This window comes from Leifsonia soli (genome assembly GCF_013408745.1).
GTDB classification, from domain to species: domain Bacteria; phylum Actinomycetota; class Actinomycetes; order Actinomycetales; family Microbacteriaceae; genus Leifsonia; species Leifsonia soli.
This window is the reverse complement of the sequence record NZ_JACCBJ010000001.1, coordinates 1609925-1635788: the sequence shown is the minus strand read 5'-3', so window position 1 is coordinate 1635788 and position 25864 is coordinate 1609925. Positions and strand designations below refer to the sequence as shown.

Annotated in this window: 28 protein-coding genes and 1 tRNA gene; 19 read left to right on the top strand and 10 right to left on the bottom strand. The window is 71.3% G+C overall.

Annotation, left to right across the window (positions count from 1 at the left end):
• Positions 1-42 precede the first annotated feature (42 nt).
• Positions 43-116 (bottom strand) — tRNA-Leu (locus BJ963_RS07905).
• Positions 117-494: 378 nt separating this feature from the next.
• Here BJ963_RS07905 and BJ963_RS07900 point away from each other — a divergent pair.
• Complete coding sequence (locus BJ963_RS07900) at positions 495-872, top strand: YchJ family metal-binding protein (protein WP_179455749.1); 378 nt, start codon at positions 495-497, stop codon at positions 870-872.
• 22 nt (positions 873-894) lie between these two features.
• Here the strand turns inward: BJ963_RS07900 and BJ963_RS07895 are convergent, their stop codons facing one another.
• Positions 895-3219 (bottom strand): Ig-like domain-containing protein, encoded by a 2325-nt coding sequence (locus BJ963_RS07895; RefSeq protein ID WP_179455747.1) that lies wholly within the window; start codon positions 3217-3219, stop codon positions 895-897.
• Between the two features lie 191 nt (positions 3220-3410).
• Between BJ963_RS07895 and BJ963_RS07890 the strand changes: the two genes are divergently transcribed.
• From BJ963_RS07890 to BJ963_RS07875, 4 genes are read left to right on the top strand one after another with little or no spacing between them, the layout of a single operon-like run.
• Positions 3411-4112: a TetR/AcrR family transcriptional regulator gene (locus BJ963_RS07890; RefSeq protein ID WP_179455745.1), complete on the top strand. Its 702-nt coding sequence runs from the start codon at positions 3411-3413 to the stop codon at positions 4110-4112.
• On the top strand, positions 4109-5365 hold the full coding sequence (locus tag BJ963_RS07885; RefSeq protein ID WP_179455743.1) for an MFS transporter: 1257 nt from the start codon (positions 4109-4111) through the stop codon (positions 5363-5365). The genes BJ963_RS07890 and BJ963_RS07885 overlap by 4 nt, the downstream gene beginning before the upstream one ends.
• Positions 5365-6663: a type III PLP-dependent enzyme domain-containing protein gene (locus BJ963_RS07880; protein ID WP_179455741.1), complete on the top strand. Its 1299-nt coding sequence runs from the start codon at positions 5365-5367 to the stop codon at positions 6661-6663. Before BJ963_RS07885 ends, BJ963_RS07880 begins: the two co-directional genes overlap by 1 nt.
• Positions 6660-7973 (top strand): D-arabinono-1,4-lactone oxidase, encoded by a 1314-nt coding sequence (locus BJ963_RS07875; RefSeq protein ID WP_089909503.1) that lies wholly within the window; start codon positions 6660-6662, stop codon positions 7971-7973. The genes BJ963_RS07880 and BJ963_RS07875 overlap by 4 nt, the downstream gene beginning before the upstream one ends.
• Positions 7974-8078: 105 nt before the next feature.
• Here BJ963_RS07875 and BJ963_RS07870 read toward each other — a convergent pair whose 3' ends face one another.
• On the bottom strand, positions 8079-8963 hold the full coding sequence (locus BJ963_RS07870; protein WP_179455739.1) for a M48 family metalloprotease: 885 nt from the start codon (positions 8961-8963) through the stop codon (positions 8079-8081).
• Positions 8964-8970: 7 nt separating this feature from the next.
• A complete protein-coding gene (locus BJ963_RS07865) occupies positions 8971-9537 on the bottom strand; it encodes a LemA family protein (RefSeq protein WP_089909508.1) in 567 nt (188 codons plus the stop codon).
• Between the two features lie 164 nt (positions 9538-9701).
• On the opposite strand from BJ963_RS07865, the gene BJ963_RS07860 reads away from it, so the two are divergent.
• Genes BJ963_RS07860 through BJ963_RS07850 form a run of 3 tightly spaced genes read left to right on the top strand, consistent with a single transcriptional unit; the run spans position 9702 to position 12000 of the window.
• Complete coding sequence (locus BJ963_RS07860; RefSeq protein WP_343037243.1) at positions 9702-10436, top strand: TetR/AcrR family transcriptional regulator; 735 nt, start codon at positions 9702-9704, stop codon at positions 10434-10436.
• Positions 10437-10444: 8 nt separating this feature from the next.
• Positions 10445-11269, top strand: coding sequence for an ABC transporter ATP-binding protein (locus BJ963_RS19625; protein WP_089909512.1), 825 nt, complete (start codon positions 10445-10447; stop codon positions 11267-11269).
• On the top strand, positions 11266-12000 hold the full coding sequence (locus BJ963_RS07850; protein WP_089909515.1) for an ABC transporter permease: 735 nt from the start codon (positions 11266-11268) through the stop codon (positions 11998-12000). The genes BJ963_RS19625 and BJ963_RS07850 overlap by 4 nt, the downstream gene beginning before the upstream one ends.
• Before the next feature lie 37 nt (positions 12001-12037).
• Here BJ963_RS07850 and BJ963_RS07845 read toward each other — a convergent pair whose 3' ends face one another.
• Both BJ963_RS07845 and BJ963_RS07840 read right to left on the bottom strand, forming a co-directional pair.
• Positions 12038-12493 carry a hypothetical protein gene (locus BJ963_RS07845; protein ID WP_179455737.1) on the bottom strand — a complete coding sequence of 152 codons (456 nt, stop codon included), beginning with the start codon at positions 12491-12493 and terminating at the stop codon, positions 12038-12040.
• Positions 12490-13719, bottom strand: coding sequence for a DNA glycosylase AlkZ-like family protein (locus tag BJ963_RS07840; protein WP_179455735.1), 1230 nt, complete (start codon positions 13717-13719; stop codon positions 12490-12492). Before BJ963_RS07840 ends, BJ963_RS07845 begins: the two co-directional genes overlap by 4 nt.
• A 140-nt stretch (positions 13720-13859) precedes the next feature.
• Between BJ963_RS07840 and BJ963_RS07835 the strand changes: the two genes are divergently transcribed.
• From BJ963_RS07835 to ilvA, 7 genes are all read left to right on the top strand, one after another.
• On the top strand, positions 13860-14996 hold the full coding sequence (locus tag BJ963_RS07835) for an ABC transporter substrate-binding protein (RefSeq protein ID WP_089909524.1): 1137 nt from the start codon (positions 13860-13862) through the stop codon (positions 14994-14996).
• The gene (locus tag BJ963_RS07830) at positions 14975-15973 is read left to right on the top strand and encodes an ABC transporter permease (RefSeq protein WP_179455733.1); all 999 of its coding nucleotides are present in this window, start codon (positions 14975-14977) and stop codon (positions 15971-15973) included. The genes BJ963_RS07835 and BJ963_RS07830 overlap by 22 nt, the downstream gene beginning before the upstream one ends.
• Entirely contained in the window at positions 15961-16815 is an 855-nt protein-coding gene (locus BJ963_RS07825) for an ABC transporter permease subunit (protein ID WP_179455731.1), read from the top strand. The genes BJ963_RS07830 and BJ963_RS07825 overlap by 13 nt, the downstream gene beginning before the upstream one ends.
• Position 16816: 1 nt before the next feature.
• Complete coding sequence (locus BJ963_RS07820; protein WP_179455729.1) at positions 16817-17905, top strand: ABC transporter ATP-binding protein; 1089 nt, start codon at positions 16817-16819, stop codon at positions 17903-17905.
• A 20-nt stretch (positions 17906-17925) separates the two neighbouring features.
• Positions 17926-18525, top strand: a complete 600-nt coding sequence (locus BJ963_RS07815) for a hypothetical protein (protein ID WP_218857039.1) — start codon at positions 17926-17928, stop codon at positions 18523-18525.
• A 78-nt stretch (positions 18526-18603) separates the two neighbouring features.
• A complete protein-coding gene (locus tag BJ963_RS07810) occupies positions 18604-19866 on the top strand; it encodes an AI-2E family transporter (protein WP_179455727.1) in 1263 nt (420 codons plus the stop codon).
• A gap of 50 nt (positions 19867-19916) precedes the next feature.
• Positions 19917-21176 (top strand): threonine ammonia-lyase, encoded by a 1260-nt coding sequence (gene ilvA, locus BJ963_RS07805; protein WP_089909541.1) that lies wholly within the window; start codon positions 19917-19919, stop codon positions 21174-21176.
• A 93-nt stretch (positions 21177-21269) separates the two neighbouring features.
• On the opposite strand, the gene greA is transcribed toward ilvA, so the two are convergent.
• Together greA and BJ963_RS07795 are read right to left on the bottom strand one after the other, a co-directional pair.
• On the bottom strand, positions 21270-21761 hold the full coding sequence (gene greA / locus BJ963_RS07800) for a transcription elongation factor GreA (RefSeq protein ID WP_089916643.1): 492 nt from the start codon (positions 21759-21761) through the stop codon (positions 21270-21272).
• Between the two features lie 122 nt (positions 21762-21883).
• Entirely contained in the window at positions 21884-22345 is a 462-nt protein-coding gene (locus BJ963_RS07795; protein ID WP_089909544.1) for a DUF4307 domain-containing protein, read from the bottom strand.
• A 91-nt stretch (positions 22346-22436) separates the two neighbouring features.
• Here BJ963_RS07795 and BJ963_RS19370 point away from each other — a divergent pair, with 91 nt between their 5' ends.
• Together BJ963_RS19370 and BJ963_RS07790 are read left to right on the top strand one after the other, a co-directional pair.
• The gene (locus BJ963_RS19370) at positions 22437-22568 is read left to right on the top strand and encodes a hypothetical protein (RefSeq protein ID WP_269457906.1); all 132 of its coding nucleotides are present in this window, start codon (positions 22437-22439) and stop codon (positions 22566-22568) included.
• Positions 22565-22825 (top strand): hypothetical protein, encoded by a 261-nt coding sequence (locus BJ963_RS07790; RefSeq protein WP_179455725.1) that lies wholly within the window; start codon positions 22565-22567, stop codon positions 22823-22825. Before BJ963_RS19370 ends, BJ963_RS07790 begins: the two co-directional genes overlap by 4 nt.
• Before the next feature lie 27 nt (positions 22826-22852).
• On the opposite strand, the gene BJ963_RS07785 is transcribed toward BJ963_RS07790, so the two are convergent.
• Positions 22853-23488: a LysE family translocator gene (locus BJ963_RS07785; RefSeq protein ID WP_179455723.1), complete on the bottom strand. Its 636-nt coding sequence runs from the start codon at positions 23486-23488 to the stop codon at positions 22853-22855.
• Between the two features lie 114 nt (positions 23489-23602).
• On the opposite strand from BJ963_RS07785, the gene BJ963_RS07780 reads away from it, so the two are divergent.
• Positions 23603-24055, top strand: coding sequence for an Lrp/AsnC family transcriptional regulator (locus BJ963_RS07780; RefSeq protein ID WP_089909551.1), 453 nt, complete (start codon positions 23603-23605; stop codon positions 24053-24055).
• A 27-nt stretch (positions 24056-24082) separates the two neighbouring features.
• On the opposite strand, the gene trhA is transcribed toward BJ963_RS07780, so the two are convergent.
• A complete protein-coding gene (gene trhA / locus BJ963_RS07775) occupies positions 24083-24928 on the bottom strand; it encodes a PAQR family membrane homeostasis protein TrhA (protein WP_089909554.1) in 846 nt (281 codons plus the stop codon).
• Positions 24929-25025: 97 nt separating this feature from the next.
• On the opposite strand from trhA, the gene BJ963_RS07770 reads away from it, so the two are divergent.
• Positions 25026-25802, top strand: a complete 777-nt coding sequence (locus BJ963_RS07770) for an isoprenyl transferase (RefSeq protein ID WP_179458072.1) — start codon at positions 25026-25028, stop codon at positions 25800-25802.
• Positions 25803-25864 lie beyond the last annotated feature (62 nt).

Sequence of the window (25864 nt, the reverse complement as noted above, 5' to 3'; positions counted from 1 at the left end):
ACATCGCTGCGCGCGCCCGTTCGCAAGCGGGAGCCGGGCGAGTACCCCCAGTGGGACTCGAACCCACACTCGGGCGAGTTTAAGTCGCCTGCCTCTACCGATTGGGCTATGGGGGCCGATGGTGCGGCGGGCGGCGACCGGGCGGCCGCCGGACGGGTCTAGCGGTCGCGGTACGGCGACTTGACCATCTGGACGATCGCGGCTGTGGCGATCCCGCCGCCGACGATCACGACGAGCCAGATGAATCCGATGAGCAGACCTTCCATGCCGTCAACGCTACACCGTCGCCGCCGCGTGCCGCTTCTGCGAACTCCTTCAGCAGTTCCGGAGCCGTTCTCCAAGCTTCCGCGGCACACTGCTCGCAGACACCCTTTCTGGTGAGGTGTCCCCGGTCCGGCCGGTGCCCGGGATCCCCCGACGCGGGCGCTGGCCGGGCCTCCACCACGCACACGTGCGATGGCGAGTGGATGTCCGACCCCGGTTAGGCTCGACGCGTGACCACCCGGTGCCCCTGCCTGAGCGGCGAGACGTACGACGCCTGCTGCGGTCCCCTGCACCGCGGCGAGCCGGCCCCGACCGCGGAGCGGCTGATGCGGTCCCGCTTCAGCGCGTTCGCCCTCGGCGACGACGCCTACCTGCTGCGCAGCTGGCATCCCTCCACGCGGCCCGCGACGCTGGAGCTCGACCCGGGCCTCCGGTGGTACCGCCTCGACATCGAGCGGACGGAGCGCGGCGGCCCCTTCGACCGGGACGGCGTCGTCGAGTTCGTCGCGCACTACAAGGGCACCGAACGCGGGAGCCTGCACGAGGTCTCCCGGTTCGAGCGAGAGGGCCGCGACTGGTTCTACGTGGATGCGCTGAGCGGGTCCTGAGACCGGGTCGCGGCAGAGCGCGCTACGGCACCGTCCGGTCGAGCGCGGGCGCGACGTAGCGCTCCCACAGCCACACCGCGACGCTCGCCGCCGCGAACCCGGCAGCGACTCCCACGATCGCGATCACGCCGACGCCCCGCTCGACGAGGGAGGCGACCGGCAGCAGCAGCGCGAAGAGGACGGTGTACACGACCAGGCTCAGTCCGCCCCAGAGCCAGCGCGACCACTGCGCGACCGCGCGCCCCGCGAGGCCCCCGAGGGGCAGCAGCATGACCGCGGCCGAGCCGATGCCGATGAGGGCGATCGCGTTGACCAGCTCGACCAGGAAGGCGCTGAACGCCCCGGTAGGAGTCTCGAGCAGCCCGACGGCGAGCCAGGCGAGCACGCCCAGGGCCGCGACGGCCGAGATCTGCACCGCGGCGATCCGCCCGCGCCGCGCGCGCCCGGCGTGCGGCGCCATCGACAGCCCGAGCACGAGCGCGAACAGCAGCGCAGGCGACAGGCCGAGCAGGCGCGAGCCGAAGGCCGCGACCGCGACCACCACGAGCAGTTCCGGCCGCACGACGATCCGCGGGGCCGGGAGGCCGAGGTGCGGTGCGATGCCGCGCCCGGCGAGCACCCATACGGCGTTCACGGCGGTGACGGCGATCCCGATCGCGAGCAGCACCCGCACGTAGGCGCCCGGGTCGGAGAGCGGAGTGGAGAGGGTCACCAGCACGGCAGCGGCGGCGCCGACCACGGGTGCGAGCCAGCGCGGCTGCGGGGCACCGGATGACGTCGTCGTGGTGTCGGCCCCCGCTCCCGACCGTGCAGAGCCCGACGCGCGCTCCGATCGAGCGGCCGCGCCGAACAGGGCGGACGCCTCCGAGACGTCCGATCGCGGCCGGTTGCGGCCGAAGACGGACACGCCGCGGCGGCGCTCCCGCTCTGCGCGGTCGGCTCGGCCGCGGGCGAGGGCGGCGGTGAGCAGCCGTGCCGGCAGGACCAGCAGGAGCAGCGCGGCGATGGCCAGGCCGGCGGAGCGCATCCACCCGGGCAGGGAGGCCGCCGTCACGACCGGCGCCGAGGCGTTCGAGAACGGAGTCGCGATCCAGCCGCGGGTGTCGGGATGGAGCGGTCCGGTTCCGGATCCGCCGCCCGCGGCAGGCGGGGCGGGTGCCGCGGGGGTCGGCGTCGGGCTCGGCGTGCGCGTCGGCGACGGCTTCGACGGAGTGGTCGCGCCGGCGACGCTGAGCGCGACGGCGTTGCTGCCGCCGCTGACGTTGCCCGCGTCATCCCGTTGCAGGGCGGAGAGCGTGTACGCGCCGGCGGGGAGGGCGCCCTGGCACGACCACGCACCCGCGGCGACATCCGCCGTGCACACCACCGTCGTGCCCTGGGAGGTCGTCGCGTAGAGGGTCACGTGCGCGCCGGACTCTCCGGTCCCCCCGAACGCGACGGTCTCACCCGCGCGGGCCGAGGCGCCGCTCGGCGGCGAGGTGATGCCGGGAGCAGCGGGCGCCGTGCGGTCGACGTCGATGGTGACCCGGTCGCTGACGGCGGACGACCGGGAGGAGAACGGCGCCGTCTGCGTCGCGCTCACGGTGTGCTGTCCGTCGGGGAGCGAGCCGCTGAGCACGCATGCCCAGGCCCCGTTCGCGTCGGCCGGGAACGTGCAGCTCGCACCCGTTTCGGCCGTCACGGTGACGCTCGCGCCCGGGTACGCGGTGCCGCGGATGCTCCCGCTGGTCGCGACGACGCCGGTTCCGGCGATCACCGGCGGGTGGAGCACATCCACCCGTGTGCTGTCGGAACCGCTTGCGGTGGATTCGGCGCGGACGGGGACGCCCTCACCGTCGGGAAGCGAGGCGAGCGAGCAGCGCCAATCGCCGTCGTCGTCCGCCGTCGCCGTGCAGCTCTCCGCCGAGCCGGGGGAGGAGCCCGCGGAGACGGAGACGGTGTCCTGCGGGGTCGCTGTGCCCGAGACGGCCAGAGGGAAGCTGCGGACCAGGTCGGGAAGCCGGTCGATGCTCACCGGGCGCGGCGTGGGGGGCGGCGTCGGCGTGCCCGACGGCGTCCCCGTGTCTGTCGGTGCGGCGGCGGGCGGCGTGGGCGCGACGGCCGGGCGCGCGGAAGCGGACCCCGGCGCGAGGCCGGTGCCGGTGAGGAGGGAGGCTGCAGCGGACAGGGCTGCGGTGGTGGAGACGACTGCGGTGGTGCCGGATGCTGCGGTGGAGCCGGATGCTGCGACGGCGGACGTCGATGTGCCGGGTGGCGGTGGTGACGCGGCGGCCGGGGGAGCGGTGTCGATCAGGCCGGCCGCGCTGAGGAGGAGGACGGCGAGCGCGGCATTGGCAGCGGTGCGCACCAGTCGGCTCGACCCCCGTGGCCGGACTGGTGGTGACACGTCGCTCGTAAATCCCCGCATTCCTCCCCATTCCAGGGGGTGGCGGTATGACGTGTCAAACAAATCGCCGTATTTACGGCATACTGTGATCTGGGTCAAATGTCCCACTTTCTCCCGCGCGACGGCGCGCGGGCGGAGCCCGAGGAGTCCGGATGACGCGCATCCCGGTCGCAGACCGTCGCACCGCCCTCGTCCAGGCTGCCCTCCGCGTGATCGCCCGCGACGGTGTCGCCGCGGCGACGACGCGCCGGATCGTCGCGGAGGCCCGGATGCCGCTGGCCAGCTTCCACTACGTCTTCGCCTCCCGCGACGAGCTGATGGCCGAGCTGATCGAGACCGCCGTCGGCAGCGAGCAGACCGATGTCGCCCCCGCGCTCTCCGTCGACGCGGCGCACGGGGGGATGCGCGACGCCATCCGCGCCGGCCTCCAGCACTACTTCGACGGGGTGCGCGCCGATCCCGGCCGCGAGAAGGCGATGCTCGAGCTGACCCAGTGGGCGCTCCGCGAACCGGGTTTCGAACCGCTCGCCCGGCGCCAGTACGCGAGCTATCACGAGGTCGCCGCGCAGGCCGCCGCGGAGACCGCCCGGCTCGCCGGACACGAGTGGACGCGTCCCCTCGACGAGATCGCCCGCATCCTCGTCTCCTTCACCGACGGGCTCACCGTCGGCTGGCTGGTCACCGGCGACGACGCGGCGGCGGCCGCCGTGATGGATGTGGCGGCCGATGCCCTCGCCGCCCTCGCCGTCCCGTCGGGCGCCGGCTCCCGCGCCGACACCCCCGCCGCCGACGCCCCGCACCACCGCACGACGCACCACACCCCCGCCCCCTCGACGAACGCAGGTACACGATGACGAACACGACGACGCCGGCGGTCTTCGCCGAGCCGGTGCGCAAGGTCCCCGGGCGGTGGATCGCCGCCTTCGCCGTCGCCTGGCTGGGCGTGTGGATGGCGCAGCTGGCGCCCATCCAGAAGCTGCTTCCCGACCAGGTGCAGGCGCAGCTGCACTCCGACTCGTGGGTGGACAACGTCATCGCCTTCGGGGTCATCTCGGGCATCTCCGGCGTGTGCGCCATCGTCGCCTACCCGCTGACCGGCGCGCTGTCCGACCGCACAACGAGCCGGTTCGGCCGCCGCCGCCCGTGGATCGCCGCCGGGGCGGTCGTCTTCGCGGTGTCGCTGGTGCTGCTCGGGCTGCAGACGACCATGGTCGGGATGGGCGTGTTCTGGTCGCTCGCGCTGACCGGCTTCTGCATCCTCACCGCCGCGCTCACCGCCACGATCAGCGACCAGGTGCCGGTCGACCAGCGCGGGTACGTCAGCGGCTGGATCAGCGCCCCGCAGGCGATCGGGATCATCCTCGGCGTCGCCCTGGTCACCTACGTCTTCGTCGGAGCGTTCGTCGGATACACGGCGATGGCCGTGCTCCTCGTGGTTCTCGTCCTGCCGTTCCTGTTCCTGCCCGACGCGGTTCTTCCGGCGGAGCTGCGGGAGCGGATGTCGTTCCGCGGCGTGATCGAGGGGCTGTGGATCAGTCCGCGCGAGCATCCCGACTTCGGCTGGACGCTGCTCAGCCGCGTGCTCGTCAACTTCGGCAACGCGTTCGGCACGTCGCTGCTGCTGTACTTCCTCGAGTTCGGGCTGCGCGACCCGAACGCCGACGACGACCTGCTCATCCTCATCCTCGTGTACATGGTGTTCGTGATCGTGGCGTCGCTCGTGCTCGGCCGCCTCTCCGACCGCCTCGGCCGGCGCAAGGCGTTCGTCTTCGCCTCCTCCGCCGTGCAGGGCGTCGCCGCGCTGCTGCTCGCGTTCGTCCCGCAGCTGTCTGTCGCGATCGTCGCCGCCGCGCTGCTCGGCATCGGCTACGGCTGCTTCCTGTCGGTGGATCAGGCGCTCGCCACCCAGGTGCTGCCCGACCCGGAGAGCCGCGGAAAGGACCTCGGCATCATGAACATCGCCCTCGCCGTTCCGCAGGCGGTCGCTCCGCTGTTCGGCGCGATGATCGTGGCGGCGCTGGGCGGCTTCGCCGGCCTGTTCGTCCTGTCGGCCGTGTTCGCGTTCGCGGGAGCGCTCGCGGTCGCCCGAGTGAAAGCGGTGCGCTGATGAGCGACCTCGACCTGTCCACGCCACCGGCCCCGGCCGAGCGGACCTGGACGACGCCCGACGTGTTCTGGCCGTCGCTGTCCGCGGCGACCGCCCGGCTCGATCCTCCGCTCGCGGTCCTGCACCTGCCGGCGCTGCGGCACAACGCGCACGACCTGCTGCGCCGCGCGGCCGGGGCCGCCGGGACGGACCGGCCGACGAAGGCCATCCGGGTCGCCTCCAAGTCGGTGCGCGTGCGCGCGGTGATGGATGCCGTGCTCGCCCTTCCCGGGTACGCAGGCGTCCTCGCGTACACCCTCCCGGAGGCGCTCTGGCTCGCGGAGGGTGACGCGGAGCACCCGCCGATCGAGGACGTCGTCGTCGGTTACCCGACGGCCGACCGTGCCGCGATCGCCCGGCTCGCCGCCTCTCCGGAGCTCGCCGCCCGCGTGACGCTCATGGTCGACTCGGTCGCACACCTCGACTTCATCGACGCAGTGGTTCCGCCGGCGCAGCGCGAGACCATCCGGCTGTGCCTCGAGCTCGACTCCTCCTGGTTCGCTCCGGTGCTCGGGCACGTGGGCGTGTTCCGATCGCCGCTGCACTCGGCCGCGGCGGTGCGGACGGTCGCGGAGGAGATCGCGCGGCGTCCGGGCTTCGCCCTCGTCGGGATGATGGGCTACGAGGCCCAGATCGCCGGCCAGGGCGACAACCCGCCCGGCAAGCCGGCCTGGGGTGCGACGCTGCGGTGGATGCAGAAGAACTCCCGCGACGAGCTCCTCGGCCGCCGCGGAGAAGCGGTCGCCGCCGTTCGCCGGATCGCGGACCTCGAGTTCGTGAACGGCGGAGGCACGGGCTCCATCGAGTTCACGGCCTCCGACGAGTCGGTGACCGAGATCGCGGCGGGCAGCGGACTGTTCGGCGGCCACCTGTTCGACACCTACCGGGCGTTCCATCCCGCGCCCGCCGCCTCCTTCGCGCTGTCGGTGGTGCGCCGGCCGAACGCCGGGACGGCGACCCTGCTCGGGGGCGGCTGGATCGCCTCCGGCCCTCCCGGTCCCGACCGCATGCCGAAGGTCGAGTGGCCGACCGGGCTGAGCATGGTCGCCCGCGAGATGGCCGGCGAGGTGCAGACCCCGCTCACCGGGGCGGCGGCCGGCGTGCTCCGCATCGGCGACCGGGTCTGGCTGCGGCACACCAAGTCGGGGGAGCTGAGCGAGCACGTCGACGGCTTCCAGCTGGTGGACACGGTGGACGGGCGGGCCCGCGTCGTCGGGGAGGCCGCCACCTACCGCGGCGACGGGAAGGTCTTCCTGTGACGGCGGTCGGCGGCCTCTGGCGCACGTGGGGGCGGACGGAGGCGGTGCGCCCGCAGCGCGTGGAGCGGCCGGCGAGCATCGACGCCGTGCAGCGGGCCGTGCAGGCGGCGAACCGGACCGGGATGCGCGTCAAGGCGGTCGGCGCGGGACACAGCTTCACCGGCATCGCCGTGGCGCCCGGCGTGCAGCTCGACCTCGAAGACCTGAACGGCATCCGCGACGTCGACCTCGAACGCGGTCGGGTGACGCTGCTCGCCGGCACGCACCTCCACCAGCTGCCGCGGCTGCTGCGCCCCCACGGCCTGGGGCTGGAGAACATGGGCGACATCGACCGGCAGACGATCGCAGGAGCGACATCCACCGGCACGCACGGCACCGGCGGATCGTTCGGCGGCCTGGCGACCCAGATCGTCGGCCTCACGCTCGTGACCGGGACGGGCGAGCTGCTGCACATCGACGAGACGGAGAACGCCGAGCTGCTGCCCGCCGCGCGCCTCGGGCTCGGGGCGCTCGGCGTCATCGTCGACATCACCCTGCAGTGCGTTCCGGCCTACCTGCTGCAGGCGGTCGAGCGACCGGAACCGCTGCAGGCCACGGTGGAGTCGTACCTCGAGCGCTCGGCGGGGGAGGACCACTTCGAGTTCTACTGGTTCCCGCACACCGAGACGGCGCTCACCAAGACCAACACCCGGCTGCCGCTGACGGCCGAGCGCAAGCCGCTTCCGCGCGCCGGCCGCTGGGTCGACGACGAACTGCTCGCCAACGGCCTGTACCGGGGAGTGTGCGCGCTCGGGACGGCGGCGCCCGCCGTCATCCCGCCGTTCAGCCGGCTCGCGCAGCGCCTGACCGGCAACCGCGACTTCACCGACCACGCGCCGCGGGTGTACGTCACCAACCGCACGGTGCGCTTCCGCGAGATGGAGTACGCGCTGCCGCGGGAGGCGGTTCCGGAGGCCTTCGGCGAGGTGAAGGCGCTCATCGAGCGACGGGGATGGCGCATCTCGTTCCCGATCGAGGTGCGGAGTGCGGCGGCCGACGACAACTGGCTGTCGACGGCGTACGGGCGCGAAACCGGCTACATCGCCGTGCACCGCTACTACCGGGAGGATCAGCGCGAGTACTTCGCGGCGGTCGAGGAGATCATGGTCGCCCACGACGGACGCCCCCACTGGGGCAAGCTGCACGGCAGGGATGCGGAGTCGCTGCGCGCGACCTACCCGCGCTTCGACGACTTCCTCGCGGTCCGCGACCGTCTCGACCCGGACCGCCGCTTCGAGAACGCCTACCTCCGCCGAGTCCTCGGCCCCTGACCTCGTCCCGGCCCTCCGCCGAGTGGTGACTTGATGCTGCAAAACGGACGCCGGAAGCGACAACGACTCACGTCTCGACGGCGACGGGCCGCCGGAGGGGCGGCGTTAGAAGCTGCCGCCCATCTCCTGGAGGCGCTCGACGCGCTGCGGGATGGGCGGGTGCGTCGAGAACAGGCGCGCCATGAGGCCCGGCTTCAGCGGGTCGTTGATCCACAGGTGGGCCATGGACGAGTTCTGCTTCTGCATCGGACGGCCGTACGCCTCCAGCTTGAGCAGCGCGCTCGCCAGCGCATCCGGGTGACGGGTCGTCATCGCGCCGGTCGCGTCGGCGAGGTACTCGCGCTGGCGCGACACGGCCAGCTGCACGAGGGTCGCCACCAGGGGAGCGACGATCGCAGCGATCAGGCCGAACACCAGCACGACCGGGTTGCCTCCGCCGTTGTTGTTGTTCCGGTTGCCGCCGAAGAACGCCATGCGCAGGAAGATGTCGGCGATGAAACCGATCGCGACGGTCAGGCCGAACACGATCATCCCGAGCCGGATGTCGTAGTTGCGCACGTGCCCCAGCTCATGCGCCATGACGCCCTCGAGCTCGGCGTCCGTCATGATGTCGAGCAGCCCCGTGGTCGCGGCGACGGAGGCGTGCTCCGGGTCGCGGCCGGTCGCGAACGCGTTGGGGGCCGGGTCGTTGACGATGTAGACGGCCGGCATCGGCGTCCCCGTCGTGATGGACAGGTTCTCGACCACGTTCCAGAGCCGCGGATTGTCGGCCTTCTGGATCGGGATCGCGCCCGACATGCTCAGCGCCTGACTGCTCGCCAGGTAGTACTGGAACAGCGCGTAGAGCACCGCCCCGATGAGCACGACCACGAGGATCGTGTAGCTCTGATAGATGTACGACGCCAGCCATCCGAGCGCACCGATGAGGACCAGGAACAGCAGGATGATGAAGACGGTGTTGCGCTTGTTCCTGGCGATCGCCCTGTACATCTAGGCCCTAGAACTGGACGCGCGGAGGCTCGGCGATCGCGGCGAGGTTCTCGACCTCGAAGAACTCGCGCTCCGTGAAGCCCAGGCGTCGGGCGAACAGGTTGTTGGGGAACACCTTGATCTTGGTGTTGAACTCGCGCACTCCGCCGTTGTAGAACCGGCGGGACGCCTGGATCTTGTCCTCGGTGTCGACCAGGTCGGCCTGCAGGCGCAGGAAGTTCTGGCTCGCCTGCAGCTGCGGGTAGGCCTCAGCCACGGCGAAGATGCTCTTCAGCGCGGTCTGCATGTGGTTCTCGGCGACGGACGCCTCACCCGGCGTCTGCGCGGACAGCGTCTCGGCGCGGGCCTTCGTCACCGACTCGAAGACGCCGCGCTCGTGCGCGGCGTATCCCTTGACCGTCTCGATGAGGTTCGGGATGAGGTCGGCGCGGCGCTTCAGCTGCACCGTGATGTCGCTCCACGCCTCGTCGACGCGGACCTTGAGGGTGACCAGCGAATTGTAGGTGGCCCACAGGTAGATCCCGATGATCGCGACGATCACGACGACGATGATGACCGGAATGAGCCATTCCATGTTCGCAGAACTCCTTGTGTGCCAGGCGCCGGGACGAGCAGGTGCGCAGACCTCATCCTAGCTTCGGCGGAGCGCGCTCTCACTGCGTTCTCATCACACTCGAAGCAAGCGCATCGGCTGTGGACAGCATCCTCGCGCGGGCTCGCGGAGGGCAGAATGGGGCCGTGAGCGAAGCAGTGACGCGGCGTCGTCCCGGACGGCCGCGGAAAGAACGCGGAGAGGCGTCCGCGCGCTCGTCGATCATGCGGGCGGCGGCGGAGGAGTTCGCCGAGCGCGGGTACGAGGCGGCGTCGCTGCGGGCGGTGGCGCGTCGTGCGGGCGTCGACCCGGCGCTCGTCCACCACTACTTCGACGACAAGGCGGATCTGTTCACCGCGACCCTGGAGGCGCCGCTGCGACCCGACCGTGCGCTGGACGTCATCCTCGCCGGCTCCCGCGACGACGTCGGCGAACGCCTGGTCGGCTACCTGCTGGAGCGGCTGGACGACGAGAGGTCCAGCCGCCGCATGGTCGTCATCCTGCGCACGGCCCTCAGCTCGGGCCCCGGCACGCGGATGGTGCGCGAGTTCCTGCTGCGCGAGGTCCTCTCGAAGCTGGCGGGTCTGGTCGGGGGAGAGGATGCGGAACTGCGCGCCGAGCTCGCCGCCAGCCAACTGGTGGGCCTGATGATGACGCGGTACGCCCTCCGGGTCGAGCCGATCGCCGGCGCACCCCGCGACGAGCTCGCGCGCCGGGTCGGCGCGGTCGTGCAGTGGCACCTGTTCGGAACGGTGGGCGGCCAGCCGGCGGCCGCTCCCGCCGATGCGGACGAGCCCCGTGACGCGGACAAGCCTCGTGACGCGGACGACCCTCGTGACGCGGACGACCCTCTTGACGCAGAGGGTGCTCCAGGCGAATAATTCATCGCATGATGAATTCGCGGCGAGCGTCCGCGGACACGGGCGACGACGCCCTCACCGATGCGATCGTCATCGCGGGGCTGCGGGTGCGACGCGGGCGCACCGACGTCCTGCACGGACTCGACCTCAGCATCCCGCGCGGTCAGGTCGTCGGCCTGCTCGGGCCGAGCGGATGCGGCAAGACCACGCTGATGCGCGCGGTCGTCGGGGTGCAGAAGGTGAAGTCGGGCACCGTGACGGTGCTCGGCGAGCCGGCGGGGACGGCAGCGCTCCGCCACCGCGTCGGTTACGTCACGCAGGCGGCCAGCGTGTACGACGATCTGACCATCCGCCAGAACCTCGAGTACTTCCGCCGGGTGCTCGGCGCGAGCCGCGCCGACGTCGACCGTGCCATCGCGGCGACCGACCTCGACGAGCACGCCGGCCGGCTGGTGTCGACCCTGTCCGGCGGCCAGCGCAGCCGCGTCTCGCTCGCCGCCGCCCTGCTCGGCTCGCCCGACCTGCTGGTGCTCGACGAGCCGACGGTCGGGCTCGACCCGGTGCTCCGCGTCGAGCTGTGGACCCTGTTCCACCGGCTCGCCGAGGCCGGAACCAGCCTCCTGGTCTCCAGTCACGTGATGGATGAGGCCAGCCGGTGCGACCGTCTCATCCTGATGCGCGACGGCGCCGTGCTCGCGGATGCGACGCCGGCCGAGCTGCTCGCCGAGACGGGGGCCGACGATGCGGAGGGCGCGTTCCTCGCCCTGCTGCGGCGACACCGCGCCCGGCACGCGCTGCCGGATGCGGAACCGGACGCGGAGCCGGAGCCCGGGACGGAGGTGGATGCGCCGTGAACCCCACGCGCACGCTCGCGACCGCGGGTCGCGTGCTCACCCAGATCCGCCACGACCCGCGCACCGTGGTGCTCCTCCTGGTGGTGCCCGCGCTCCTCATCGGCCTCGTCGCGTGGATCTTCACGGACACACCGGTGTTCCAGACGATCGGCCCGGCCATCCTTGCGCTGTTCCCGTTCATCGTGATGTTCCTGGTGACCTCCATCACCACCCTGCGGGAACGGAGGACGGGCACCCTGGAACGCCTGCTGTCGATGCCGCTCGGGCGCAGCGACTTCATCCTCGGCTATACGCTCGCCTTCGGCGTTCTCGCGGTGGTGCAGGCTCTGATCGCTTCGGGGTACGCGCTCTGGGTGTGCGGGCTCGACGTCGCCGGCGACCCGTGGCTGCTCGTCGCCGTCGCGGTGACGGACGCCGTGCTCGGCAGCACGCTCGGGCTCTTCGCGAGCGCGTTCGCGCGCACCGAGTTCCAGGTCGTGCAGTTCATGCCGCTGCTCGTGTTCCCGCAGATCCTGCTCGGCGGGATCTTCCTCCCGCGCGACCAGCTCCCCGCCGGGCTGCAGGAGCTGAGCGACTGGCTGCCCCTGTCGCACGCGGTGGATGCGCTCAACGCCGTGGCCACCGACTCCCACGACGCCGCCTACGTGGGAGGCCAGCTCCTCATCATCGGGGCGTTCGCGGTCGCCGCCGTCGTCTTCGGCGCCCTCACCCTGCAGCGCCGCACCACATAACCCCCGCCTGGGACCCCCGCACTCGCGGCCCGGCGGATTAGACGGTGGCGGTCGCGTCCTCGTCGGGCTCGGGCAGCTCCGCGGTGCCCGTGTAGCGGTAGCGGACGCGCGTGCCGGTGGCGGGCTCGTCCAGGAGGTGCCACTCGGTGCCGACGTTGTCGCCGTCGCCGATGATCGAGACGTCGCGGATGACGTCCTTCGGCTTCCCGTCGACGAACGACTGGATGACCTCGGCGTAGACCTCGGAGTCCGGGTTCAGCAGAACGGCGATGTAGTGGTCCGACTCCCGGACCTCGCGCGCCGGCACCCACAGCCGCTCGTCGAACTGCACCAGCGTGCCGCCGTCGGCGGCCGCGTGCGGCTTGACGCCGGTCACGATCCCGTCGAGCCAGGTGTCGCCGTCGCGGTAGGCGTACAGCTCGCGCATCGGCGTCTCGTAGTCGGCCTCGTCGGCCCCGTCCTGATCCAGGTAGTCCAGCGGTGACGTCGTCATGCCCCGAACCTTACCCCGGGCCGCAGCGCGTCCGCGAGCAGCGGCGCGAGGTCGCCGCGCGCGCCCTCGGCCACCTCGACCCGCTCCAGCCCCTGCCACGCGGCCGTCGTCTCCAGCAGCGGGAGGAGCCGGTCGATCGTCGCGGGGGGAGCACCCGGCTCCGTCCAGGCCGACTGCACGCGCAGAACGCCCGCCTGCCGGTCGCTCTTGAGGTCGATGCGCCCGACCAGGGCGTCGTCGAGCAGGATCGGCAGCGAGTAGTAGCCGTACACGCGCTTCGGCGCCGGCGTGTAGATCTCGATGCGGTAGTGGAAGCCGAACATCCTCATGGCCCGGTCGCGGTACCAGACCACCGGGTCGAACGGCGACAGCAGCGCGGCCGCCTCGACCCGGCGGGGCTTGCGCGCGTCGCGGTGCATCCACGCGCGCAGCGGCCGCCCGGCGCTCTCCCACCCCGGCACCTGGACGGGCACGAGCTCACCCGCGTCCTCCAGCTCCTGCAGGGCGGTCGCGACGCGCGGGCCCTTGATGCGGTAGTAGTCGGCGAAGTCGCGCGCCGTGCCGATCCCGTAGGCGACCGCCGCCCGGCGCAGGAGCTCGCGGATCGCGTCCTCGTCGCTCACGGTCTGCTCCAGCGCGCTCGCGGGCAGCACGTCGGCGGCGAGTCCGTACCGCCGCTGGAACCGGGTGCGCCCGGCGATGGCCACCTCGCCGAACAGGAACATCCGCTCCAGGGCGCGCTTCACCTCCGACCAGCCCCACCACGGGCCGGTGCGGTGATTCGCGTCGTGCTCGATCTCGCCAGCGACCAGCGGACCGTTCGCGGCGAGCTCGCCGCGCAGCCACTCCACGGTGCTCTCGTTGACCTCGAACCAGCTCCCCGGTCCGCCGTACCGGGCGCGATAGGCGCGCATCCGCCAGGCGAACAGCGGCCAGTCCTCCGTGCGCAGGAAGGCGGCCTCGTGCGGCCAGTACTCGGTGTACGGGCCGCGGGCGTCGAAGGTCAGCCGGTCGAGCAGGGTGCGGTCGTAGGCGCCGAGCCGCGCGAACGCGGGAAGGTAGTGGCTGCGCTCGAACACGTTGACCGAGTCGATCTGCAACAGCCGCAGGCGGTCCATCAGGCCGTTGAGCTGGCGCGTCCCCACGGTCTCGGGATGCGGCCGGCCGAAGCCCTGCGCGGCCAGGGCGATGCGACGTGCGAGTGCGGGGGAGACCTGTTCGACCACGCGACGACCCTATCGACAACCCCGGACACCGGACGTTCACCGCCGCGTCACCGATACGCGACCGCCCGGACGCCTGACCTTCCTACCGTGACGACGTCCGGGCGCTCCGCCCGGTCGACACCTTGCACTGGAGGAAACCCGTGATCAACAAGCGCGCACGTGTCGCCGGCTTCGCCGCCGCGGCCGCCGTCGTCGCACTCTCGCTCTCCGCCTGCTCCGGTGGCGCGAGCGCCAGCACCGCAGACACCGCGAAGATCAGCACCGCCACCGACGTCGCGTCCGCCGGCGGGATGGACGCGCTGGTCGCGGCCGCGAAGAAGGAGGGCAGCCTCAACATCATCGCGACCCCGGGCGACTGGGCGAACTACCAGGAGATCTTCGACGGCTTCACCAAGAAGTACGGCATCACGATCAACCCGAGCCAGGACAGCGCCTCCAGCCAGGAGGAGATCGACGCTGCCAAGAAGCTCAAGGGGCAGGACACCGCTCCGGACACCTTCGACATCGGCTCCTCGGTCGCGCTCGCGAACACCGAGTACTTCGCGCCGTACAAGCCGACCGGCTGGGACGACATCCCCGACAGCCAGAAGGAGAAGACCGGCCTCTGGAAGGTCGGCTACTACGGCGTCATGGCGGTCGGCTACGACGCCAACAAGATCAAGACGCCGCCGAAGTCGTTCGACGACCTGCTGAAGCCGGAGTTCGCGGGCGCCGTCGCGCTCAACGGCAACCCGACCCAGGCGGCCGCCGCGGCCGGAGCGGTCGCCTACGCCACCCTGCAGAACGGCGGGACGCTCGACGACCTCACCCCGGGCATCGACTGGTTCACCAAGCTGAAGAAGGCCGGCAACTGGAACGCCGCCGACGGCAAGCCGAACACCATCGCCTCGGGCGAGACCCCGGTGCTGCTCGACTGGTCGTTCAACCAGAAGGGCTACGCCACCTCCGACACGATCAAGGGCGGCGGCGTGAACTGGAAGTACGTCGTGCTCCCGGGCACCGCGTACGTCGGCTACTACAACCAGGCCGTGAACAAGGACGCCCCGCACCCCGCGGCCGCGCGCCTCTGGGAGGAGTACCTCTACAGCGACGCCGCCCAGAACGCATGGCTGAAGGGCGGCGCCTACCCGGCGCGCGTCGACGCGATGGAGAAGGCCGGGACGCTCGACAAGGCCGAGTTCCCGGGCAAGCTGGAGAAGGTGGCTGTCATGAACGACAAGCAGGCCACCGACGCCGGCACCCTCCTGAACGCCAAGTGGGCGAACGCGGTCGGCTGATGACCGAGACCGTCACAGGCGCCGCGGCGCCTGCGGTCGGACGCGCCGCCGCCGGAATCTCCGAGACGGAGATCCGGCGGCGGCCGTCGTCGGCCCGGGCCGCGGCCGAGCGGCCGGGACGACGCCGCAGGGGCGGCGCGGCCGCCGTGCTGGGGCTGACCCCGTTCGCGTTCTACGTCATCGTGTTCCTCGCCGTCCCGACCGTCGTCGCGGTGGGCAGCGGATTCCTCGACGACGCCGGCCGCTTCACCTGGGCGAACCTGACCGGGCTCGCCGAGCCGGCCATCGCCGGCTCCTTCTTCGGCGCGTTCTGGCTCTCCGCCGTGACCGCCGTCGTCGGCGCGATCGCGGGGGCGGCCCTCTGCTTCGCCCTCCTCCGTTCGCGGTCCGGCGGCGTGACCCGCTCCCTGGTGGATTCGGCCAGCAGCGTCCTCGCCCAGTTCGGCGGCGTCATGCTCGCCTTCGCGTTCATCGCCACGATCGGCGCGCAGGGGCTGGTGACCGTGCTGCTGCGGAACGTCGCGCACATCAACATCTACGAGCACGGCGTGTGGCTGTACACGGTGCCCGGCCTCATCCTCCCGTACCTCTACTTCCAGATCCCGCTGATGGTCATCACCTTCATGCCGGCCCTGGAGGGACTCCGCCCGCAGTGGCTGGAGGCGACCGCGACCCTCGGTGGGAGCCGCTGGACGTACTGGACGCGCGTGGGCGGCCCCATCCTCCTCCCGTCGTTCCTCGGCAGTCTGCTGCTGCTCTTCGCCAACGCGTTCTCGTCGTACGCGACGGCCGCCGCCCTCGTCGGGCAGGCCAACAACATCGTCTCGCTGCAGATCCGGCAGGCGCTGATCAGCGAGACCGTGCTCGGCCGGGCGAACCTGGCCGGCGCGATGGCGCTCGGGATGCTCCTGGTGATGGTCGTCGTCATGCTCGGCTACTCCGCGCTGGTGCGACGGACGGCCAGGTGGCAGCGGTGAGCCGCGCCGTCGAGGCCCGCCCGGCCCGGCGCCGCGCGCACGAGCTCCGGCTCGGCCCCGGTCCCGTCGTCCGCGCGGTGATCTGGACGCTTCTCGGGCTGTTCTTCCTCATCCCGCTGTTCTCCATGGTCGAGTTCACCCTGCGCACCGCGAAGCCCGGCGTCTACAACCTCGACCGGTGGGTGGCCGTCTTCTCGGGGGAGACGACCCGGTACGACCGCGTCTACCAGGGGCTCGGCAACTCGCTCGTGCTCGCGGTCGTGACGGTCGCGATCGTCCTCCTCGTGCTGCTGCCGACGATCGTGCTCGTCGAGCTGCGCTTCCCGAAGCTGCGGCGGCTGCTGGAGGCGATCTGCCTGCTGCCGATCATGATCCCCGCGATCGTGATGGTCGTCGGACTCGCTCCGACCTACGCGGTGGTGACCCAGATCTTCGGGTCCGGTGCCTGGACCCTCGCCTTCGCGTACGGCATCACGGTCCTGCCGTACGCCTACCGGGCGATCCAGAGCAACGTCGCCGCCGTCGACATGATCACCCTCAGCGAGGCCGCCCGTTCGCTCGGCGCCGGCTGGTGGACGGTGTTCTGGCGCGTCCTCGTTCCGAACCTGCGCCGCGGCATCCTCGCCGCCTCCGCTCTCTCCGTCGCCGTCGTGCTGGGCGAGTTCACGATCGCCTCGCTGCTCTCCCGCGTCAACCTGCAGACCTCCCTGCTGCTGGTGTCGCAGTCCGACCCCTTCGTCGCGGTCATCTTCGCGCTCCTCGCGCTGGTGTTCGCGTTCATCCTCCTCGTCGTCGTCGACCGCCTCGTGAGCGTCCGGCGCCGTCGCACCGCGAAAGGCTGACATGACCGCCCTCGAGACCCCGCTCCTCTCCTCCCGCACCGGCTCCACCGTCGAGCTGCGCGACCTCGTCCGCGACTTCGGCGGCGGCGTCGGGCTGTCCGGCTTCGACCTGGAGGCGGCGCCGGGGGAGCTGATCGCGCTCCTCGGCCCGAGCGGCTGCGGCAAGACGACCGCGCTCCGCTCCCTGGCCGGGCTGGAGCGGGTGGACAGCGGCAGCATCCTCATCGACGGCCGCGACGTCACCGACGAGCCGACCAGCCGCCGCGACCTCGGGATGGTGTTCCAGTCGTACTCGCTCTTCCCGCACCTCACCGCCGGGCAGAACGTGGAGTTCGGTCTGCGGATGCGCAAGGTCGCCCCGGCGGACCGCCGCCGCCGCGCGGCGGAAGCCCTCGAACTGGTGGGCCTCGACCACCACGCCGGCCGGTACGCGCACCAGCTCTCCGGCGGTCAGCAGCAGCGCGTCGCCCTTGCCCGCGCCCTGGTCACCGAGCCGCGCGTCCTGCTGCTCGACGAACCGCTGTCGGCGCTCGACGCGAAGGTCAGGGTGCAGCTGCGGGACGAGATCCGCCGCATCCAGACCGAGCTCGGCATCACGACGTTCTTCGTTACCCACGATCAGGAGGAGGCGCTCGCCGTCGCCGACCGGGTCGCGGTGATGCGCTCGGGCCGGATCGAGCAGATCGGCAGCCCCGAGGAGCTCTACCACCGCCCGGCGACGGCGTTCGTCGCGGAGTTCGTCGGCCTGACGAACCGGGTGGACGGAGTCGTCGCGGGTGGGCGGCTCACGGTCCTCGGGCACGAGGTGCCGCTGGCCTCCGACGCGGCGGAGGGTCCCGTGACCGCCTACCTGCGGCCGGAGGACGTCGTCCTCACCGCCGGAGGCATCCCCGGCGTCGTGCTGACGACGAGCTTCCTCGGAGCCCTCCGGCGCACGCGCGTCCGGCTGGAGGACGGCACCGAGCTGTCGCTGCAGCACGGCGCCCGCGAGCGGCCCGAACCGGGCGAGCGGGTGGCCGTCGGACTGACCGGATCGCCGGTCACCGTCGCGCCGCGCGACGCGGGAAATGGGGCAGTCCCGGCGCGCTGACCGCGGAGTAGAGTCCGCGCATGTCCAGCGAGACTCCGAATCGGGGTGGACGTGCGGGGGAAGACGCCGAAGTCGCTGTGCAGATCGATCCCGCAACGTTCGAGAAGACCCAGTCCCTCACGGACATCGCACACCGCATCTCGGTGCACGATGTCATCACCTTCCCGTGGTTCCGTCCCATCGACACCATCAGCCCCACCCACACGGTGGGGAAGGGGCGGACCAACCTGACCCTCATCGCGTCCGACATCATGCAGACGGACACGACCGGCACGCCCTACGCGTCGTTCACGTACCGCCCGACACCGTCCGGCGGCCCGGGGGTGTCCGTGCACTTCACGCCGGGCGACTACGGAGCGACGGCGGTGGGCGACTACGTCGTCACCTTCGTCATCGCGACGAACGGCAGCGTGAACCTCACCGTCGGCGGCTTCGCGGGCGGCACGACGCCCACCGGGCTCGGCGCACGGACGGTGAACGGGAACGTCGCCGTCGTCGTCGGGCTGAAGCACGTCCCGCCGACGCAGGTGACGTACGCCTCCATCCAGCAGACCGGAGGGGCCGGCTGGCAGTGGTACCGGACGGTCATCGAGTACCCGCCCCTGATCCTGCAGCTCTGACCGGGCTCGCTGTCAAGGGGCCGAGAGCCGCGGCCGCGTTTCTCCGAAGGGACACGGCCGCGGCCTACACTGACGGTCATGTCCGACACCGACCGCCCCGTCCCGTCGCCCACGACTGCGCCCGGAGCCGGCCAGGAGGCCAACCGCGCCCCCGCCCGCGCCTGGTTCCAGCGCCGCCGGCAAGAGCTCGGCGAGCCGATCGAGGACGCCGACGAGACCGTCCCGCGCGGGATGCGCATCGCCGGGGCCTGGTCGTGGCGGCTGCTGGTGATCGGCGCGGTCCTCGCCGTCGTCATCTTCCTGATCATCCAGCTCAAGCTCATCGTCATCCCGGTGCTCATCGCTGTGCTGCTCTCGGGTCTGCTCGTGCCGTTCAAGGACTTCCTCGTGCGGCACCGCTGGCCGAAATGGCTGGCGATCGTCGTCGTGCTGATCACCCTCGTCATCGTGGTCGGCGGCCTGCTCTATCTGGCCATCTGGCAGGTGACGCGGCAGAGCGGCGAGCTGCAGAAGCAGTCGGTCGCCTCGTTCAACGACCTGCAGGCGTGGCTGACCAGCGGACCGCTCGGGCTCAGCCCCGACCAGATCAGCAACGCGTTCGCGTCGATCGGGAAGTCGATCCAGCAGGACGGCCAGGTCTTCCTCTCCGGCGCGCTGTCGGTCGGCTCGACCCTCGGGCATGTCTTCGCCGGCGCTCTGCTGACCCTGTTCAGCACGATCTTCATCCTCATCGACGGCAAGAGCATCTGGGGCTGGATCGTCCGCGTCTTCCCCAAGCGGTCGCGTGCGGCGATCGACGGGGCGGGCAAGGCCGGCTGGGTCACGCTCCGGAACTTCGCCAAGGTGCAGGTGCTCGTCGCCTCGATCGACGCGCTCGGCATCGGCCTCGGCGCGTTCTTCCTCGGGCTGCCGCTGGTGATCCCGATCTCGGTCCTGGTGTTCCTCGGATCGTTCATCCCGGTGGTCGGCGCGGTCGTCACCGGGGCGCTCGCGATCTTCATCGCGCTCGTCTTCAAGGGCTGGGTGTTCGCGCTGATCATGCTCGGCGTCGTCCTGCTGGTGCAGCAGATCGAGGGACACATCCTCCAGCCGCTCATCATGGGCAGCGCCGTGAAGGTGCACCCGCTCGCCGTGGTGCTCGCCGTGGCGGCGGGATCGCTGCTGGCCGGCATCCCGGGCGCGCTGTTCGCCGTGCCGTTCGTGGCGGTCCTCAACGTGATGGTGCACTACGTGGCGAGCGGCGTCTGGCGGAACGCTGCACCGTCCGACTACACGCCGCCAGAACGCGCGATCTGGGAGACGGTGCCGCGGCCGGTGCGGCGCCCGCCCGCGCGGCCGTAGCGCCGATATGCATACAGTCGCCGGCATACGAGCGCCGCTAGGCTGAGCGGGTGGCAATCGCGACCGATCACACGCGCACCCCGTTCGCAGGCCCCAGCCTGGACGAGTTCGAGGCTGCGCGCGCCATCGTCGCCCACGTCGCCCAGCCGACGCCGATGGAGACCTCGCGCTTCCTGAGCGACGTCTTCGGCGCCCCCGTGATCCTCAAGTGCGAGAACCTGCAGCGCACCGGCTCCTACAAGATCCGCGGAGCATACAACCGGTTGTCGAAGCTGAGCGCGGAGGAGCGCGCACGCGGCGTCGTCGCCGCCTCCGCGGGCAACCACGCGCAGGGCGTCGCCTTCGCCGCCCGCGAGCTCGGCATTCACGCGACGATCTTCATGCCCGTCGGCGTCGCCATCCCCAAGTTCCAGGCCACGCGCGCCTACGGGGCGGATGTGGTGCTCAGCGGCAGCGTCGTCGACGAGACCCTCGAGGCCGCTGCCGACTTCGCGGCCGAGACCGGCGCCGTGCTCATCCCGCCGTTCGACCACCCGGACGTGATCGCCGGCCAGGGCACGCTGGGCCTCGAGATCCTCGACGAGGTGCCCGACGTCGCGACCGTGATCGTCCCGATCGGCGGGGGCGGCCTCATCTCGGGCGTCGCCAGCGCGATCAAGCAGCGCGCGGCGCTCTCCGGGCGAACGGTGCGGATCATCGGCGTGCAGGCGGCGAACGCGGCCGCCTACCCTCCGTCGCTCGCGGCGGGGGCGCCGACGGAGATCTCGCTCACCGGCACGATCGCCGACGGCATCGCCGTGCGCCGCCCCGGCGCGCTCAACTTCGAGATCGTCCGCGAGGCGGTGGATGAGATCGTCACCGTCTCCGAGGACGACATGGCCCGCGCGATGGTCCTGCTCCTGGAGCGCGCCAAGCTCGTGGTGGAGCCGGCCGGCGCCGCGGGTGTCGCCGCGATCCTCGCCGGATCGGTGACAGCCGATGGAAAGACCGTGGCCATCCTCTCGGGCGGCAACATCGACCCCCTGCTCATGCAGCGCGTCATCAGCCAGGGTCTCGCCGCCTCCGACCGGTACCTCAAGCTGACCATCATGCTTCCGGACCGCCCGGGCCAGCTGGCGCGCATCGCCGAGATCCTCGCCGGTGTCAACGCCAACGTGGTCGAGGTGCTGCACACCCGGCACGGGCGCGGGATGCAGCTCAGCCAGGTGGAGCTCGACGTCAGCGTCGAGACGCGCGGCACCGACCACCGCCGCCAGGTCATCGACGCGCTCCGCGCCGCGGGCTACGACCCCGTCGTCGACGACGAATAACGCCGACAGCTCCTGAGTTTTTCGCTCGTTTCGCGGAGAAACGGCGGAAAAACTCAGGAGCTGTTCGCGTGGGTGCCGGGGTGCGGCGGGGCGTTACTGGCCGGTGTAGGTCTCGACCTTGGTGACCTCGACGGCGATCTGACGGCCGTTCGGGGCGGTGTACTCGGTCGTGTCGCCGACGTTCAGGCCGAGGATGGCCGCGCCGAGCGGGCTCTGCTCGCTGTAGACGGGGAGGTCGGTCCCGGCCGCCATCTCGCGGTTGCCGATGAGGAACACGCTCTCGTCGCCCGCGATCGTCGCGGTGACGACGGTGCCGGGCTCGACGACGCCGTGGCTCTCCGGCGCCGCGCCCACCGTCGCGTTGCGCAGGAGGTTGGTCAGCTGGACGATGCGGGCCTCGATCTTGCCCTGCTCGTCCTTGGCCGCGTGGTAGCCGCCGTTCTCCTTGAGGTCGCCCTCCTCGCGGGCCGCCTCGATGCGCTTCGCGATCTCGTTGCGGCCGTTGACGCTGAGCTCCTCGAGCTCGGCCGCGAGACGGTCGTACGCGTCCTGGGTCAGAAACGTGACCTGAGACTCCTGAGACATGATGAACTCCTTCGCGCCTGCGGCTGCCGCCACGGGGCGGCCAGCACGCGAGCAGATGGTCCGGTTCGGTACCGGTGCTAAAGTCGACGCCCCGGCCACGGCCGGGGCGTATCCGCACAATACTAGGTCAGCCAGCAGGTGTTGATCAAACCCGTGTTGGGCGTCATGATCGTTCGGATCGACTCGGTGTGGGAGGTCACGCGCGTCTCCGAACCGGGGTACTCGACGATGCGCCAGCCGACGATCGCGAAGTCCTCGTTGAGCGCCTGGAGGGCACAGGTCACGGGCGTGCCCGGCGGCGCATTGATCGTGAACGAGATGTCGACGTGATGGTCGTCGGGGATCGTGTAGGCGGTGTCGGTCGTCTCGAGGTTCGCCTGGTTGTTGTCCCAGCCGGCCCAGAAGACCCACCCGGTGACGATCGCGACGAGGGCGACCGCTCCGCCGATGAGCAGCCAGCGGTCGCGCCGCTTCCGCTGGGGGGTGCGGCCGTAGCGGGTGTCGAGCGTGGGGACGCGCGGCGTCGCAGCCGAGGGCGCGGAGGCCGATGGCGTGGGAACCGGGGGAGTCGGGGTCGCCGTCATGCGTGCACCGCCATGCCGTCCAGTCCCGCCTTCCGCTCAGGAGCCTCCCGCCGGGCGACGGTAGGCTGATACCAGACTAGGAGAGAAAGCTGTGAATGCTGGCGCCTCCTGGCCCACCGACATCCTGCGGGCCGCCCGGCCGACGGAGGAGTCGCCGCTCATCGACTCGAAAGTGGAGACCTGGATGCCCGAGATCGACCTCGTCGCCGAGGTGCGTGCGTGATCGCCGACGCTCTGCTGCGCGCCTCCGTCCTGCTGGCCGCCACCCCGACGCCAACGCCATCCGGGACGCCCGACGACGATTCGGTCACCCCCGGCGTGATCGGCTTCGTCATCACCTTCCTGCTGGCCGTGGTCGTCGTCCTGCTGGTGATCGACATGGTGCGCAGGATCCGGCGCGTGCGCTACCGCGCCGAGATCGCCGAGAAGCTGGATGCGGAAGAGGCCGAGCGCCGGGGCGACGGGCCCGAGCAGCCGTAGCGGCCGTCCCCTCGCGGGTCGTCCGGGTCAGAACGCCTGCGCCACCCGCTCGGCGAGCAGCGCGACGCCGATCAGGGTCATGGCGATCGCCGAGACGCGTGCCATGACGACCGTGCCGCGCGGGCGTGCAGCCAGCAGCCGCCGGGCGAGAACCGCGACGGTGAGGTAGACGACCGCGCAGGTCGCGACGAACAGCCCGCCGAGCATCAGCATCTGCGCCGCGGGGGCCCAGCCTCCGTGCGCCGAGGTGAACTGCGGCACGAGCGCGACCAGCACGAGCAGCCCCTTCGGGTTGAACCCGCTGACGCCGGCTCCGCGCAGGAAGGACGCGACGGACGACGCGCCGCCGGTACCGTCCGCACCCGTCTGCGCGGCGATCGGTGCGGCCGACCTCGCCAGCCCGCTGATCCCGAGCCACAGCAGGTAGAGGGCGCCGCCGACGGTGAGCACGTCGAGAAGCACGGGATTGGCGGCGACGAGCGCGCCCAGTCCGACCGCGACCGCGACGACCACCACGAGGTACCCGAACAGGATTCCGCCGATCGAGGGCAGCAGCGTCCGGCCGCCGAGCCCGGCGGTGACCGCGTACGCCCAGTCGGCGCCCGGCGTGCAGACGAGGAGGGCCGCGACGCCCCAGAAGCCGAAGACCAGTGCCGGATCCATCGCCGTCCTCCCTTCGCCCGCGCTCTGCGGTGCACTGGAAAGCTATGGCGTAGGAGGCCGAAAGTGCTTGCCACTTTCGTGCATGCGGTGCGTATTCGTGGAAGAATCTGCCGCATGGATGCGATCGACAGGGAGATTCTCGCTGCACTGCAGGAAGACGGCCGGCTCAGCCTCACCGACCTCGCCGCGCGCGTCGGGTTGACGCTGTCGCCGTGCCACCGTCGCGTGCGCGAGCTGGAGAACGCCGGCGTGATCGAGCAGTACCGCGCCGTGGTCTCTCCCGCGGCGGTCGGGCTCGACTTCGAGGCGATCGTGTTCGTCACCATCGACCGGACCGACCCGGAGACCGTCGGGGCGTTCGAGGAGGGGGTGCTCGCCATCCCGAACATCGTGCAGGCCGAGCGGCTGTTCGGCGACCCGGACTACATGCTCCGCGTGCTGACCGCCGACCTCACGGGATACCAGCAGCTGTTCGATGGGCCGCTGGGGGCGCTGCCCGGCGTCCGCAAGCTGTCGTCGACCCTGGTCATGAAGCAGGTGACCGGCCGGAGGGCGCTGCCGACCTGACCCGTCTCCACTCAAGCGGGTCGCGGGTCAGCCGGCGTTGTAGGCGGGGTGCAGCGCGATCAGCAGTGTCGCCGTCCAGTGGCAGAGGAACGCCAGCACGGTCAGCGTGTGGAAGATCTCGTGGAAGCCGAAGCGCCCGGGGAACGGGTTCGGCCGCTTCATGCCGTAGATCACCGCACCGGCGGTGTACATCAGGCCGCCGACGAGCACGAGCACCATCATCGCGACGTTGGCGTCGACCAGGTCGACGATGTACATCATCGCCGCCCAGCCGAGAGCGACGTAGATCGGCACGTACAGCCAGCGCGGCGCGCTGATCCAGAACACCCGGAAGCCGATGCCGATGAGGGCGCCGGCCCACACCAGCGAGAGCAGCAGGATGCCCTTCTCGGGTGGGAGCGCCAGCACCGCGAGCGGCGTGTACGTCCCCGCGATCAGCAGGAAGATGTTGGCGTGGTCGATGCGCTTCAGGATGATCTTGGTGCGCGGGCGCCAGTTGAAGCGGTGGTACAGCGCCGAGTTGCCGAAGAGCAGCATCGACGTGAGCATGAACACGGCGGACGCCCACTTGGCCGGTGCGCCCTGGGCGAGGCTGATGAGGACGATGCCCGCCGCGATGGCGACCGGGAACGTCGCAGCGTGGATCCAGCCGCGCCAGGTCGGCTTGACCTCGCCGGGGAAGGCCGGGGAGGCATCCAGCAGCGGGATGTTCGGCAGTTCCGGGCCGCCGTCGCGCGCCTCGCGCTCGTCCGCCTGGACGGCCGCGTCGGAGGTGCTCAGGTCGGCGGCAGGCTCCGCCAGCAGCTCGGCGACGTCCTCGTCGGCCGCGCGGTCGCCGGTCGTACCGGTGTTCTGACTCTCTCGGGGCGACATAGACCAAGAGTAGGGGAGGACGGGTGGCCGGATGCTGTGAGCCGGCCCCGGTCGACCGCGCTAACGTAGCAGCGTGAGCAGACGCGGAACGCCGGGGATGGGCCGGCTGGAGGCCAGCGGGCTGCTCTACGGGCTCTACCAGAAGCGCCTCCGCCGTGACCTCAATCGCGAGTCGCTCCCGAAGCACGTCGCCATGATCATCGACGGCAACCGCCGGTGGGCGCGGCAGGCCGGCATGACGACCGTCGCGCACGGCCATCGTGCGGGCGCCGCCAAGATGCACGAGTTCCTGGAGTGGTGCGACGAGCTGGGCATCCAGGTCGTCACGCTCTACCTGCTGTCGTCGGACAACCTCACCAACCGCGAGAGCGGCGAGCTCGGCGACCTCATCGACATCATCGCCCAGCTGGCCGACGACCTCTCGCACTACCGCGACTGGCGTGTCAAGCACGTCGGGTCGGCGACCGGCCTCCCTCCCCGGTTGCTCGAGGCGCTGGCGGATGCGGAGAAGCGCACCGCCGCGAACACCGGGATGCACATCAACCTCGCGGTGGGCTACGGCGGCCGCAAAGAGATCACCGACGCCATGCGCAGCATCGTGGCGGCGCACCACGCGGAGGGCGGCAGCCTGGAGACGCTCGCCGACCTCCTCACGCCCGACCTGATCGGCGAGCACCTCTACACCGGAGGCCAGCCCGATCCCGACCTCGTCATCCGGACCTCGGGGGAGCAGCGCCTCAGCGACTTCATGCTGTGGCAGAGCGCGCACAGCGAGTTCTACTTCGTGGAGGCGCTCGGACCGGACCTCCGCGAGGTCGACTTCCTGCGCGCGGTGCGCGACTACTCGCGCCGCAATCGCCGTTTCGGCGGCTGAGCGCGGCACGCGGCGCCCCCTGTTCCGTTTCGTCCCCGATTTCCGGCTAGCCGGTCGGCTCG